The 13,843-nt window shown below is 63.0% G+C and carries 11 protein-coding genes; 9 read left to right on the plus strand and 2 right to left on the minus strand.

The annotated features are described in order from the left end of the window. Positions 1–115: 115 nt before the first annotated feature. From KWO_RS19865 to KWO_RS19875, 3 genes are all read left to right on the plus strand, one after another. On the plus strand, positions 116–517 hold the full coding sequence (locus KWO_RS19865) for a DUF4124 domain-containing protein (RefSeq protein ID WP_010377807.1): 402 nt from the start codon (positions 116–118) through the stop codon (positions 515–517). A gap of 142 nt (positions 518–659) precedes the next feature. Continuing rightward, positions 660–2,354: a proline--tRNA ligase gene (locus KWO_RS19870; RefSeq protein WP_010365592.1), complete on the plus strand. Its 1,695-nt coding sequence runs from the start codon at positions 660–662 to the stop codon at positions 2,352–2,354. Positions 2,355–2,497: 143 nt separating this feature from the next. Next, positions 2,498–2,956 (plus strand): H-NS histone family protein, encoded by a 459-nt coding sequence (locus tag KWO_RS19875; RefSeq protein ID WP_010365593.1) that lies wholly within the window; start codon positions 2,498–2,500, stop codon positions 2,954–2,956. 59 nt (positions 2,957–3,015) lie between these two features. On the opposite strand, the gene KWO_RS19880 is transcribed toward KWO_RS19875, so the two are convergent. Continuing rightward, positions 3,016–4,275 carry a threonine/serine exporter family protein gene (locus KWO_RS19880; protein WP_010377805.1) on the minus strand — a complete coding sequence of 420 codons (1,260 nt, stop codon included), beginning with the start codon at positions 4,273–4,275 and terminating at the stop codon, positions 3,016–3,018. A 51-nt stretch (positions 4,276–4,326) separates the two neighbouring features. Between KWO_RS19880 and KWO_RS19885 the strand changes: the two genes are divergently transcribed. The 4 genes from KWO_RS19885 to KWO_RS19900 all read left to right on the plus strand — a co-directional run bounded on the left by KWO_RS19885 (position 4,327) and on the right by KWO_RS19900 (position 8,054). Beyond that, positions 4,327–5,556: an MlaE family ABC transporter permease gene (locus KWO_RS19885; protein ID WP_017112320.1), complete on the plus strand. Its 1,230-nt coding sequence runs from the start codon at positions 4,327–4,329 to the stop codon at positions 5,554–5,556. Between the two features lie 85 nt (positions 5,557–5,641). Beyond that, entirely contained in the window at positions 5,642–6,484 is an 843-nt protein-coding gene (locus KWO_RS19890; protein ID WP_010365601.1) for an ABC transporter ATP-binding protein, read from the plus strand. Between the two features lie 2 nt (positions 6,485–6,486). Next, entirely contained in the window at positions 6,487–7,413 is a 927-nt protein-coding gene (locus KWO_RS19895; protein ID WP_010365603.1) for an MlaD family protein, read from the plus strand. Beyond that, a complete protein-coding gene (locus KWO_RS19900; RefSeq protein WP_010365606.1) occupies positions 7,410–8,054 on the plus strand; it encodes an ABC-type transport auxiliary lipoprotein family protein in 645 nt (214 codons plus the stop codon). The genes KWO_RS19895 and KWO_RS19900 overlap by 4 nt, the downstream gene beginning before the upstream one ends. A gap of 556 nt (positions 8,055–8,610) precedes the next feature. Here the strand turns inward: KWO_RS19900 and KWO_RS19910 are convergent. After that, positions 8,611–9,210, minus strand: a complete 600-nt coding sequence (locus KWO_RS19910; RefSeq protein ID WP_010377795.1) for an alpha-ketoglutarate-dependent dioxygenase AlkB family protein — start codon at positions 9,208–9,210, stop codon at positions 8,611–8,613. A gap of 115 nt (positions 9,211–9,325) precedes the next feature. Between KWO_RS19910 and KWO_RS19915 the strand changes: the two genes are divergently transcribed. Both KWO_RS19915 and KWO_RS19920 read left to right on the plus strand, forming a co-directional pair. Next, entirely contained in the window at positions 9,326–10,975 is a 1,650-nt protein-coding gene (locus KWO_RS19915; RefSeq protein WP_010377793.1) for an electron transfer flavoprotein-ubiquinone oxidoreductase, read from the plus strand. Between the two features lie 109 nt (positions 10,976–11,084). Further along, entirely contained in the window at positions 11,085–13,820 is a 2,736-nt protein-coding gene (locus KWO_RS19920; RefSeq protein WP_017113712.1) for a rhamnan synthesis F family protein, read from the plus strand. Positions 13,821–13,843: the final 23 nt, after the last annotated feature.

The raw sequence follows: 13,843 nt of genomic DNA on the forward strand, positions 1-13,843 counted from the left end.
TGAGGTCCGTCCGGCGGTAGCGCGCCTGCTGGTTCAGCACCCTGCGCGCCCAATCACTTGCCAGCGCCGGCCGTGGATGCTGCAATCGCGGCGGGAATCATCCAAGGGAAGCCACATGCAATTGTCGTCCGGGCTTTGCGCCCTGTTGATGCTGGTCAGTGCCGCCGCCGGCGCGACCGATCTTTATAAGTGGAAGGACGCCAAGGGCGTGGCCCACTACACCGAGACCCCGCCACCGACCGGCCAGCGCTATGAAGCGCGCCGAATCGATGCGCGTAGCGGCACCGCCGCAACTTCCACGGCAGACGCCGCCACGCCCGAATCGCCCGACTGCGCCAGCGCACGCCGAAATTTGGAGCTGCTTAACAGCAAAGGCGAGGTCACGATGGGTGCCGGCGTTGACGGCAAGCCAGCCGCGCCGCTGGATGCGGAGGCCCGCATCGCCCAGCGAAACCTATCCGAGGCTGCCGTTAAGGCCTATTGCAAGCCTACCGCCCCAGGTAACCCAGCCACCTGAGCCACGCTCTCCGCCACTCAGCGATCGCCGCCGCAGCGCGGCGGCGGCGGCGGCGGCGGCGGCGGCGGCGCGAAGTAGTCCGGCAATGACCGGCAGGGCGCGAGACTGGCAAACTATGGGCTTTCCGCCCAAGCGAAGCCCGATGCGTCTTTCCCAGTTCCACCTGCACACCACCAAGGAAACCCCGGCCGACGCCGAGCTGGTCAGCCACCGTCTGATGCTGCGCGCGGGCATGATCCGCAAGCTGGCCTCCGGGCTGTACACCTGGTCGCCGCTGGGCCTGCGCGTACTGCGCAAGGTCGAAGCCATCGTGCGTGAAGAGATGAACCGTGCTGGCGCAGTGGAAGTGCTGTTCCCCACCATCCAGCCGCGCGAGCTGTGGGATGCCACCGGCCGTTGGGAAAAGTTCGGCGGCCAGTTGCTCAAGATCAAGGACCGCAAGGAGCAGGAGTTCTGCTACAGCCCTACCGCCGAAGAGGCCGCCGCTGAATTCGCGCGCCAGGAAATCAACAGCTACAAGCAGCTGCCGCTGAATTTCTATCAGATCCAGACCAAATTCCGCGATGAGATCCGCCCGCGCTTCGGCGTGATGCGTGCGCGCGAATTCCTGATGAAGGACGCCTACTCGTTCCATCTCACCGATGAGGACATGGCGCGCGAATACGACAACATGCGCGCCGCCTACACCCGCATCTTCACCCGCCTGGGACTGGATTTCCGCGCCGTGCAGGCCGATTCGGGCGCCATCGGCGGCGATGCGTCACAGGAATTCCACGTCATCGCCGACTCCGGCGAAGACTCGCTGGCGTTCTCCACTGCTTCCGATTACGCCGCCAATGTGGAAACCGCCAGCGCCGCCCTGCCTGCTCCGCGCGCCGACGCAAGCCAAGCGATGCAGCAGGTGGCAACGCCTACGCAGAAGACCTGCGAGGACGTCGCCCAGTTGCTCGGTATCGCGCTACAGCGCACGGTCAAGTCGGTGGCGGTGATGACCGAAGCCGGCTTTGTGCTGGTGCTGGTGCGTGGCGACCATGCGGTCAACGAGATCAAGCTGGCCAAGGTGCCCGGGCTGGCCGGCTACCGCCTGGCCAACGAAACCGAAATCCGCGAGCACCTCGGCTGCGAGCCGGGCTTCCTGGGACCGGTGAACACCGCGCGCCCGGTGCGCGTGGTGGCCGACCGCGATGTTGCGGCACTGGCCGATTTCGTAGTCGGTGCGAATGCGTCCGGCGCGCATCTGGTCGGCGTCAACTGGGGCCGCGACCTGCCCGAACCGGAGACCGTGGCCGATGTACGCAACGTGGTCGAAGGCGAGCGCGCGGCCGATGGCGGCGAACTGCGCCTGGCCCGCGGCATCGAGGTGGGCCATGTGTTCCAGCTTGGCAGCCAATACGCGCAGGCGCTGCAAGCCACCGTCATCGACGAAGGCGGCAAGGCGGCGGTGATGAAAATGGGCTGCTATGGCATCGGCATTTCGCGCATCGTGGCGGCGGCGATCGAACAGAACCATGACGAGGCCGGCATCATCTGGCCCGCGCCGATGGCGCCGTGGCAGGTGGTGGTCTGCGTGATCAATCCCAAGCAGGACGCCAACGTTGTGGCCGCGGCCCAGGCCTTGCTGGACGAATTGATCGCCGCCGGCCTGGATGCCGCCCTGGACGACCGCGGACTGCGCCCGGGCGCGATGTTCGCCGATATGGAACTGCTTGGCATTCCGCATCGGGTGGTGGTCTCGGAACGCGGATTGGCGGCCGGCACATTTGAATATCGCGCCCGTACCGCCGATGCCGCAGAAAACCTGGATAGAGCCGGGTTATTCTCCCGCCTGGGGCATTGATCAAACCCCCGGCATCGGCTTGAAACGGATGAACACAAAGCGTCGAATTATTTCGGCGCATTTGTCACACCGGTTTTCTCACATTATGATGGCCACCGCTGCCACGGACCGGCATTCTTTCTCTCTCATCTTCTGGAGTAGTGATGTCGATCGATCTTAGTGGCCTGTCGGCCAAGCAGTTGGCTGCCCTGATTAAAAATGCAAAGAAGCAGCAGACCGTGGTTGCCAAGCGCGCGCCGATCGCCAAGGTCCGCACGCAGCTGACCCGCGCCGCAAAAGCCCAGGGTTATTCCATCGAGGAATTGTTTGGCGCCTCCGCTACTGCTGGCCCGGGCCGTCCGGCCGGTGCCGCCAAGCCGGGCCCGCGTGCCGGCCGCAAGCTGGGTAAGGTGCCGCCGAAGTATCGCAACCCCGCCAACACCCAGGAAACCTGGACTGGCCGTGGCAAGCAGCCGCGCTGGCTGGCCGAACTGACCGCCGCCGGCAAGAAAGTCGAAGACTTTCTGATCAGCAAGGTCGGCGCTGCCAAGAAGGCAGCAAAGAAGGCGTCGCCGCGTAAAGCAGTCACCAAGCGCGCCACCAAGAAGTCCAAGGCCGCTTGATTCACACCAATAAAAACGCCGGCATTGCCGGCGTTTTTATTGCGCGGCATTTCCGCCGCTCATAAATTCTTGCGCGCCGGAATGAGTAGATTGCCGAACAGCAATCCGGCCATCAATGCCATCACGATATTGGTCACCGCCAATAGTGCGGCTTGTCCTACGCTGACATCCTGTTGCTGCACCAGGGTCAAAAAGCCACGCAAACTGACGCTTCCTGGAACCAGCATGATGATGCCGGGCAAACGGATCAGCGCACCGGGTTTGTGCACCACGCGCCCGAATAGATTTCCCGCAGCGGTCAATGTCATCGCCGAGGCGAATACCCCGGCAGGGCCGCCCCAGGCATGCCCCGCATAACGCGCAATGACATAACCCAACATCGCCGCCGCCATGATCCATAAATAATCGCGTCGATTGGCTTTGAACAACACCGCAAATGCATAAGCGGCCACCACTAACGACGCCCATTCCACCCAACCGGCCTGCGGCCGCAACGCGGCCACCTGGGGATGTAAGCCAACCAGCTGCGTCAGCGTCACCGCGATGACCGCACCCACCGTCAGCTTGAGCACCGTAGTGACAGCACCGGCCAGGCGCGCCGTGCCGGAGACCCAGTGCTGGCTAGCCAGCTCGTTGAAGGCATTGGTCAATGACATCCCTGGCAGCAGCACCACCAGCGAGGCAATGATCACCGTATTGAGGTTCAACGGCCCCAACAACGAGGCCACCAGCGCCGCCACCACCCCGGCCAGCAGGCCGGCCAACGCTTCGCCGGCTTCCTTGGTGGCAGCGCGTTTGTCGGTGTACTGGGTGAGCAGGCCGATCGACATGCCGATCGCCCCCACCGTGGCGATATCCAGCCATGGCAGCTTCCACAGCCCGGCCACGCCCGCTGCGGCCAGCCCGAAGGCCAGTACCTGCATGGTCTTGCCGCGCCGGTCCACTTCGCGGTCCAGCCGGCGCAATGCGGTGTGGCCCTGCGCGATGCTCATGCGCCCGTTGGCCACGCTGTCGGCCACGTAGTCGGCCACGCTGAGCTTGTACAGATCGTTCTCGCCCGGAGCCAGCCGAATCACCCGGGTGATGTCACTGGAGCCGATCGCCTTGGTCGGGTCGCTGAAGCTTATGATGATGCCGGTGGGGTTGGACCAGGGCTCGCAATCCAGACCCAGCTTCTGCGACAGCCCGACCACCGCCGCCTCCAGCCGCTGCGCGGTGGTTCCATAAGAATGTAGGCGCCCGGCAATTTCGGACACGAAGGCGACGCGCTGGGCGTAGGTGGCGCTGGCGGACGGGAGGACAACGGTGGCAGCGGGCATGCGTGGCGGGTCGGATCGGAGAAACGCCGTCTCCGGCGAGGCCGTCAGTGTATGCCGCAGCGCGCGTGGCCGGCGTTCTCATTGATGGCCGCAGGCACACCACTGCTGCAGCGCCCCCATCCGTCGCTCACACCGGCCCTGTATGCTGGCGCCACGGACAGGCCACCCATGATCAAACCGCAACCTCCACGCATCGAACAAGACTCGCAGGATCAGGCACAGCTCCGCCTCGCTGGCAGTTGGGTCCTGGCGACCGCCCTGCCCCAGGCAGAATTGCTGCAGACCGTGCCCGACGGGGTGCGCCGCATCGACGCGCGCGGCATCCAGCAGTTGGATTCGGCCGGCGTGCTGCAGTTGCTGCGCTTTGCCAGCCGCATGGGCCTGAAGGAAGACGCGATCGATTTCCGCGATGAGCACCAGGCGCTGGTGTGCACCATCGAGGAACTCAACGACGAGCGCCCCAAGCCCAAACGCGATTACGGCTTTGTCGCTGCGCTCGACCGCCTGGGCCGGGCCACCCACCGCGTCGGTCAGGACATCCTGGAGTTGAACAGTTTTCTGGGCGAAAACCTGGTCAAGATCATGCGGCTGATCCACGAGCCGCGCCGCTTCCGGCTGACCTCCACCGTGCACCACATGGAGCAGGTGGGCCTGGATGCGGTGCCGCTGGTGGTGCTGCTGTCGTATCTGGTCGGCGCGGTGATCGCGTTCCTGGGTTCGACCATCTTGCGCGACTTCGGCGCGGAAATTTATGTGGTGGAGCTGGTCAGCATTGCCTTCCTGCGCGAATTTGCGGTGCTGCTGACGGCAATTGTGCTGGCCGGCCGAACCGCCAGCGCCTTTACCGCGCAGATCGGTGCGATGAAATCGCGCGAGGAAGTGGACGCGATTCGCACCCTGGGCCTGGACCCGATCGACCTGCTGGTGATCCCTCGCCTGCTTGCGCTGATCTTTACCCTGCCCCTACTGACCTTCATCGCGATGATCGCCGGCCTGGCCGGTGGTGTCACCGTGGGCGCGTTCGATCTGGATATTCCGCCGCAGATGTATCTGGCGCGCATGCACGACACCATCCAGCTGCGGCACTTCCTGGTCGGGCTATCGAAGGCGCCGTTGTTTGCGCTGGTGATCGGCCTGATCGGCTGTCTGGAAGGATTGAAGGTCACTGGCACCGCGCAATCGGTGGGCGAACGCACCACCTCGTCGGTGGTTCAGACGATTTCCTTGGTCATCATCCTCGACGCGATTGCGGCGTTGTGGTTCATGAAGATGGGGTGGTGATGGAGCCGGGATTCGACATTCGGGATTTGGGATTGGCGCACAGCCGCAGTGCGGCGCTTGCATTGGTGTTCGAGAGGAAGGTGCCGTGACCAATCCCGAATCCCCACGCCCCACTCCCGGCCCAGAGACTGACGCCGACAACGACCAGTTGGCGATTTCCGTGCGCGGTCTCACCAACCGCTTCGGTAGCCAGACCGTGCACGAAGACCTCGATCTGGACGTGCGCCGCGGCGAGATTCTCGGCGTGGTCGGCGGTTCGGGCACCGGCAAATCAGTGTTGATGCGCAGCATCCTGGGCCTGCGTGAGCCAGATGCCGGTAGCATCCATGTGCTGGGCGCGGATGCGCGCTCGGGCCGGTTCGCCGACCGCCAGCACATCACCCGCAATACCGGCGTGCTGTTTCAGGATGGCGCATTGTTTTCGTCGATGACCGTGGGCGAAAACGTCCAGGTGCCGTTGAAGGAACACCACGGCGAGTTCCCGGAACGCTGGTATTTCGAACTGGCGCTGCTGAAGATCAAGCTGGCCGGCCTGCCCGCCGATGCGCTGGACAAGCTGCCGGCGCAATTGTCCGGCGGCATGCGCAAGCGCGCCGGGTTGGCGCGTGCGCTGGCGCTGGACCCGCCGCTGCTGTTTCTGGACGAACCCACCGCCGGGCTGGACCCGATCGGCGCGGCCGCCTTCGACCGTTTGATCCGCACCTTGCAACAAGCCCTGGGCCTGACCGTGTTCCTGATCACCCACGACCTGGATACCCTGTACGCCATCTGCGACCGCATCGCCGTGCTGGCCGATCGCAAGGTGATCGCCAACGCGCCGCTGTCAGAGGTCGAGCAGATCGATCACCCCTGGATCCAGGAATATTTCCACGGTCCGCGCGCCCGCGCCGCGCGCGCGGCCAAGACCGACTCCACCGAGACCGCCTGAGCATGGAAACCAAAGCCAATTACGTCCTGATCGGCGCCTTCACCATTGTGGCCGGCCTGGCCCTGCTGTTGTTCGGGCTGTGGGCCGCCAAGTACTCCTCCGACCGTACCTGGCAGCAATACCGGGTGGTGTTCCGCGAGGCGGTGACGGGCCTGTCGGTCGGTAGCCCGGTGCAGTACAACGGCATCGCGGTGGGCTCGATCACCGAACTGACCCTGGCACCGAACGACCCGCGCCAAGTGGTCGCACACGTACGGGTCAACTCCACCACGCCGATCAAGAGCGACACCCGCGCCAAGCTGGCCATCACCAGCCTGACCGGCCCGTCGATCATTCAGCTCTCCGGCGGCACGCCCGAAGCGCCGGCGCTGACCGCCATCGACAAGAGCGACGCGCCGATCATCCAGACCACCCCGTCGGCGCTGCAGAACATCACCGACACCGCCAACCGCATTGTCGAGCGCATGGACCAGATGCTCTCGGACAAGAACGTGGCCAGCATTTCGGCCACCTTGCAGAACCTGGAAAAGATCAGCGGCGGCATTGCCGATCGCGATGACGGCATGCAGGCGCTGATCGTCAGCGCACGCGATGCCGCGCGTAATCTGGACACCACCCTGACCACCACCAACGGCACCATCAAGCGGCTGGATCAGAACCTGGTGCAGCAGCTGCCGGGCATTCTGGAAAAACTCGATGCCACCCTGGTCAAGCTGGACTCGGCCGCCGGCAACGCCGACAACATCCTTGGCGAGAACCGCGCGGCCATCAATAGTTTTGCAAACGACGGGCTGGGCCAGCTCGGCCCGACACTGACCGAGTTGCGCGGGCTGATCCGCGATCTGCGCCGGGTCAGCGACAAACTGGACAACAACCCTGCGCGCTACCTGCTCGGCCGCGACGCACCCAAGGAGTTCGAACCGAAATGACTGCCATGCGCCTGTTGCGTCCCATGCTGTGCGTCTCGTTGCTGGCGCTGGGTGGCTGCTCGGTCCTGACCGGCGGCGACCAGAAGCCGGCTACGATCTATTCGCCCACCGTGCGAGTGACGCCGAACCCGGCGTGGCCGCAGGTGACCTGGCAGCTGGTGGTGGCCAAGCCCAGCGCCGCACGCATCATCGACAGCCCGCGCATCAATGTGCGGCCAACCCCTGGCGAGCTGCAGGTATATCAAGGCGCAGGGTGGGCGCAGCCAGCCACCGACATGCTGGAAGACAGCGTGGTGCGCGCGTTCGAGGACTCCGGCAAGATCGCCGCGGTGGCGCATATCGGTACCGGCATCCGCTCGGACTACAAACTGGCGATCGACCTGCGCCGTTTCGAATCCGATTACGCCGGCCAGTCGCTGCCTTCGGCCACGATCGAGCTCAACGCCAAACTGCTGCATTCGGCCGATCAGCGCGTAGTCGCCTCGCGCACCTTCCTGGTCGCACGCCCATCCACCGGCACCGATACTGCGGCAGTCGCCGTCGCGTTCGAGCAGGCACTAAACCAGGTCACCACCGAGTTGGTCGGCTGGACATTGACTACCGGACAGCAGGACAGCCAGAACTTGCCGCGTTCGTTGTAAGCGAAAACGACAGACTTAAAGCGGCTGACAGACGACTTCACGCCGGTCTGCTGCAGAGCGGCTGATCGGTGCCGTGGCTGCAGGGCCCTTGCCCGCCCACCATCGCGGGACACGCTGCAAGTACCTCACTGTGGGCTCCTTGGCGGCATCCATGCCGCCAGGGGTCCGGTGACGGTAGGCGGGCAAGGACCAGTTGAGATGGTCGGTGCGCACAGCTTTCAAAAACGCAGCCAGCGGCTGCGCGACGCGGTTTCCTCGCTGTTCAAAACAGCAGCCAGTGGACTGCCTGGGCGCGGCGCCCTCGCTCTTCAATAAATCACCAATGAACTTTCTGGTGCGGTGTCCTCACCGCTTGCGGGCTCGATGGCGGCATGGATGCCGCCATCGAGTTCCAAGGGTGAGCTCACGGCGTGTTCCGCAAGCGGTGAGGACACCGCGCATGCGAACCACTCATCGTTTTTGACCTGGGCTGCTGATTGCGCCCACGCAAGCCGCGGCGCCGACAAAACGACTGCACTCACCAACACGCAAGCGCGCGCTACGTGTCGCTAGCTGCTTATCGCTGGGGCACGCGCACCGCGATCTGACGAAAGGTCAGGTTGATGCGCTCGCCGACCGGCTTCGCGGTGCGCGGCAACGCGTGTTTGTAGTGCCGCTGGGTATCGCCGCCCATCAACAACAGATCGCCGCGGCCCAGCTCCAGCGCCTGCTTCACCGCAGCATCGTCGCGATGCTTGAATGCGAAACGTCGCGTCGCGCCCAAGCTCAGTGAAGCAATCAACGGCTGCGCGCCCAACTCCGGCTCGTCATCGCTATGCCAGCCCATTGCATCGCTGCCACTACGGTAGCGATTGACCAACACGCTGTTGAACTGGTAACTGGTCTCGTCCTCCAGCCGCGTACGCACTGGCTGCAGCACGGCCAGCCACGGCTGTGGCGAGAAGCGTATGCCCGAGTAGCGATAGCTCGCCTCCGGTTCGCCAATCCAGCTGCTCAGGCGCGGCGAATCCACCATGCGTCCGAACAACCGGATGCGGTGTACCTCCCATTGCGCCTGCGCCAGCAGCGCCTGCATCAGCGCATCGGCCTGCACGGGCGGCAGCCAACCCCGCCACCAGTGGATCTCCGCTTCCGGCAATGTCACCCGAATCTTCATGCCGGAAACGCTAGCACGCAGCGCCGCATGGCGCGGATGAATCGACCCGATTTGCCGCCGTCACATGCAATCCCGGAAAATGCGCATCAGCCATCGAGCCAACGGGAGCGGAGCAATGTCGGAAGCGGGAGTGGGCGCACACGCGTCAGAGGCGGTCGAGCGTGACGTCATGGAATACGACGTCGTCACCGTCGGTGCCGGTCCGGCCGGGCTGTCGTTTGCGATCCGGCTCAAGCAGCTCGATCCGAACATCAGCGTCTGCGTGATCGAAAAATCCAGCACCATCGGCGCGCATATCCTGTCTGGTGCAGTGATCGAGCCCGGCCCGTTGGATGCGCTGCTGCCAGGCTGGCGTAACAACCCGCCGCCGATCTGCGTGGCGGCCACCGACGACGAATTCTGGTTCCTCGGCAAGGACAGCGCACGCAAGTTCCCGGTGGTTCCGCCGGGCATGCGTAACCACGGCAACTTCATTGTCAGCCTGGGCGCGATGTGCGCCTGGCTGGCGCCGCAGGCCGAAGCGCTGGGCGTGGAGATCTACCCTGGCTTCGCCGCCGCCGAAACGCTGCACGACGACAGCGGCCAGGTGGTGGGCGTGCGCATCGGCGACATGGGCATTGCAAAAGACGGCTCACACAAGCCCGGCTACACCGCCGGCATCGACATCCGCGCCAAGGTCACCGTGCTTGCCGAAGGCGCGCGTGGTCACCTGACCAAGCAGCTGCTCAAGCGCTTCGACCTCACCGCCGACAGCGACCCGCAAGGCTATTCAATCGGCATCAAGGAGTTGTGGCAGGTGCCCGAAGGCCGCGTCACGCCGGGCAAGATCGTGCACACCATCGGCTGGCCAGCCGACAACCGCACCTACGGCGGCAGCTTTGTGTATCACCTGGAAAATAACCAGATTGCGCTCGGTTACGTGAGCGGGCTGGACTACAGCGACCCGGCCTATCAGCCTTGGGAAGCCTTCCAGCAATGGAAGAACCACCCCATGATCAAGCCGTTGCTGGAAGGCGGCAGCATCTTGTCTGCCGGTGCCCGCGCACTGGTCAGCGGCGGCTGGCAATCGCTGCCGAAAGTGGACATGCCCGGCGCCTTGCTGATCGGCGACACCGCCGGTCTGCTCAACGTTCCCAAGATCAAGGGCACCCACCAGGCGATCCGCAGCGGCATGCTGGCCGCCGAACACCTGGTGCAATCGCAGCTGGCGCCGCAGGGCTTCGATGCCAAGCTGCGCGCCTCCGAGGTCATGGCCGAGCTGAAGCAAGTCCGCAACATCAAGCCCGGTTTCAAAAAGGGCCTGTGGTTCGGCCTGCTCAATGCGGCGTGGGAAACCGCGCTCAAAGGCGCCTCGCCGTGGACGCTGAAGAACAAGCCCGACTGGTCGGCGCTGCACAAGCTCGGCGAGTACGAACAACCCAAGCGCGACTACGTCACCCGCGACCTCGCACCGCGCGATCGCCTGCAAGCGGTGTATTTCGCCGCCACCGAGCACGATGAAGACCAACCGGTGCATCTGAAGGTGCTGGATACCGACGTGTGCGCCACCCGCTGCGTAGCGGAATACGACAACCCCTGCACGCGCTTTTGCCCGGCCAACGTCTACGAAATGGTCGCAGACGCCGCCAGCCCCTCGGGCAAGCGTCTGCAGATCAACGCCGCCAACTGCGTGCACTGCAAGACCTGCGACATCAAAGACCCCTATGAAATCATCACCTGGGTCACACCGGAGGGTGGTTCGGGCCCGAACTACCAGAACCTGTGAACAACGAATGGCGCACCGCGTGACTGGCAGCCTCACCAAATTCATGGCTGCGGCACGCCGCTCGATAGAACTCCATGGAGGTGGTTTGTCTGGTGCCACCGCGGTTGCGATGCGCGCGTTCAAGGTGATCCGTGCCCTGGGAATACGTGGCTTTCTAGAGCGAGTTCGATTGGCTGGACGCAAGCAGCCGGCAGCTCATCGCCTGGCGGACCAAGCACCATTTGGCAGGCCAGTGCCTTCGGCGCAGTTGCAGGTAAAGGTGGGCGTGATGGTCCACGTCTTCTATCCGGACCTGATCGACGAATTCGCACAGTCGCTCCAGCAGATGCCGGTCGGCTATGACCTGCTCGTCTCTGTGATGGACAACGCGGCCGAAGCCCAGGCGCGTGATCGCTTTTCAAAGCTGCAGCAGATCGAGAAGCTAGATATCCGCATCGTGCCCAATCGCGGCCGTGACATCGCGCCGCTGCTGGTAACGTTCCGCGAGCAGATTCTGGCCTTGGACGTTGTCGGCCATCTGCACACAAAGAAATCGCTATACACCGGCAGCGAGCAAGGTCAGTGGCGCCGCTATTTGGTGTCCTCCCTGATGGGCAGCGCGGAGCGCATCGCCTGGCAACTTGGCATGTTTCAGGCCGAGCCGCGCCTTGGCATGCTCTACCCTGAGAGTTACGAACGCGTTCCTCTTTGGGCACATACCTGGCTTAGTAATTTTGAGGTGTGTCGCACGCTGGCCCAGCGGCTCGGATTCGACATCAATGCGTCGGAATATATCGACTTTCCAGCGGGTTCGATGTTTTGGGCGAAAGTGGACGCGCTGCGGCCTTTGTACGCGCTGAATCTGGAGCTCAAGGACTTCCCGGAAGAGCACGGACAGATCGATGGCACCCTGCACCACGCGATGGAGCGCATGTTTGTCGCTGTCGTGCGCCATCAGCATTATCGAATCGGTATATTGCCGCAAGACGGTACGCTGTCACTCAGCGGAGAAGGTGAACGCAACTGGCAGGCTTCGTTTGAAGCGCCGATCGCCACGCGATTGACACTGTCCTCTCTTCAGGCTCGACTGGTTTCGCTAGATATCTTCGACACGTTGGTAGTGAGGCCGTTCCTGTTTGCTGCCGGCGCCCGCGCTTATCTTGCCCACTTGGTCGCTCGTCAGTTCGGGGTCGTAAATCTTCTTGAACTCCGCGAACTTGCCGAGTCAAAAGCACGACATCAATCTGGCGGCGATGTCGACCTTTCAACTATCTACACAACACTGTCTGGCTTGCCCGATGCGAAGGGACTTCCAATTGATGCACTTCAGGCATTGGAAGTGGCCCTAGAAGCCAGCTTGCTACGACCGCGGCAAGGTGTGATCGCAGCAGCCACCGGCTTGCAACAACGTGGCATCCGCCTCGTTGCGCTTTCGGATATGTATCTAGGCAGCACGTTGCTGAAGCAGGTGCTTCCTACCGAAGTCGCCGCGCTGCCAGCCGCCTGGTATGTCTCCTGCGAGACGGGTTGGCGCAAGGATGCCGACAGTGCCTGGAGGGAGCTGCCGAACATCGAGAAAATAAGCCCTTCACAATGGCTACATGTCGGCGACAATGAACACGGAGACATTCAGCGTCCACAGATGCACCATCTGTTGACACCGGTGCATGTAATCCGACCATCCGCGTTATTGGATATAGTTCCTGGGTTGCGCCCGCTTAGACCGTCGTCAGCTGCAGCAACGCGGTGGCAAGATCAGTTGTGGCTCGGCTTACTGGCCAATCGGTTCGCCGATCTTGCCGACCGGCAACCAGAGACCTTGACGCCAATGCCGATTCTTTCCCCAGCATGTCTTGGCTATGTGGTTCTCGGCCCTTTGATCTTCGATTATCTCGCTTGGCTGATCCGCACGGCAAAGCAAAGCAATATCAAAACGATTTTATTTTTGAGTCGAGAAGGCCACCTTCTGGAGCAAGGCTTTCAGCTAGTAAGGCAAGCTTGTCCTTCATTGCCGCAGCTGCGCGGCAAGTATCTGCTCGCATCGCGACGGGGAACCGGAACACCTTCATTGCACGCACCGGATGATCTTGCATTGGTGCTAGACAGCACCTACACCGGAACGCTGAGCGACTTGATACAGGCGCGCCTGGGAGATGCTGCAGCAGATATTTTGGAACGTCGCCTAGGGCGCTCGGCGATGCAGCGCGATGTTTACCTGCCGGAGATGCACGCCGAGCTTGTGGAACTCATTGCCCCAGTCATCAATGACTTACTGGCGCTTGCCGAAACTGAAAGGACGGCTTACCTGCAGTACTGGAGAGCCACCGTGGGTGACTGCGCCGCCATGGTGGCGGACATAGGGTATTCGGGCAGCATCCAGGCCAACCTCGCACGGTTAACCCGGCAGCCGCTGGGTGGCGCTTATTTTGCATTGAACGCGCGTGCTACAAAGATCACTGATCAGAGTTGGGCTGCTGCCCGCTACTTCGATGAACGTACCGAAGGTGATGCGGATCAATCGACGATCCTGCGCCACGATTTGCTGCTGGAAACACTACTCACAGCTCCCTCGCCGCAGTTTTCCTACTTCGCGAGCACCTCCGAGGTTCCAACTGCGGTCTACGCCAATCCAGAGCTATCGCCAACGCAATGGGCAACACTCGCGCAGGTACATGAAGGCGCGCTAGCTTTTATTGCAGACGTTTGCAGAGTTACCCAAGACGAAAGCTATCTATTGGACTTCGACCGCGCTTCGATCCAGATCCCGCTGCAGTGCGTCGGTTCCGCGCGCTGGCAGGCGCCATGGTTGGCGGACCTACAACTCGACGATCGCTTTACCGGACGCGGATTGATTCAAGCCGGATGACCCAACGACCATCCGGCTTCTCC

This window comes from Xanthomonas vasicola pv. musacearum NCPPB 4379, from assembly GCF_000277895.2.
Taxonomy (GTDB): domain Bacteria; phylum Pseudomonadota; class Gammaproteobacteria; order Xanthomonadales; family Xanthomonadaceae; genus Xanthomonas; species Xanthomonas vasicola.

Coding starts and splice junctions, on each gene's coding strand:
- KWO_RS19865 (WP_010377807.1), top strand. CDS start 116: ATGCAATTGTCGTCCGGGCTTTGCGCCCTGTTGATGCTGGTCAGTGCC.
- KWO_RS19870 (WP_010365592.1), top strand. CDS start 660: ATGCGTCTTTCCCAGTTCCACCTGCACACCACCAAGGAAACCCCGGCC.
- KWO_RS19875 (WP_010365593.1), top strand. CDS start 2,498: ATGTCGATCGATCTTAGTGGCCTGTCGGCCAAGCAGTTGGCTGCCCTG.
- KWO_RS19880 (WP_010377805.1), bottom strand. CDS start 4,275: ATGCCCGCTGCCACCGTTGTCCTCCCGTCCGCCAGCGCCACCTACGCC.
- KWO_RS19885 (WP_017112320.1), top strand. CDS start 4,327: ATGCCGCAGCGCGCGTGGCCGGCGTTCTCATTGATGGCCGCAGGCACA.
- KWO_RS19895 (WP_010365603.1), top strand. CDS start 6,487: ATGGAAACCAAAGCCAATTACGTCCTGATCGGCGCCTTCACCATTGTG.
- KWO_RS19900 (WP_010365606.1), top strand. CDS start 7,410: ATGACTGCCATGCGCCTGTTGCGTCCCATGCTGTGCGTCTCGTTGCTG.
- KWO_RS19910 (WP_010377795.1), bottom strand. CDS start 9,210: ATGAAGATTCGGGTGACATTGCCGGAAGCGGAGATCCACTGGTGGCGG.
- KWO_RS19915 (WP_010377793.1), top strand. CDS start 9,326: ATGTCGGAAGCGGGAGTGGGCGCACACGCGTCAGAGGCGGTCGAGCGT.
- KWO_RS19920 (WP_017113712.1), top strand. CDS start 11,085: ATGCGCGCGTTCAAGGTGATCCGTGCCCTGGGAATACGTGGCTTTCTA.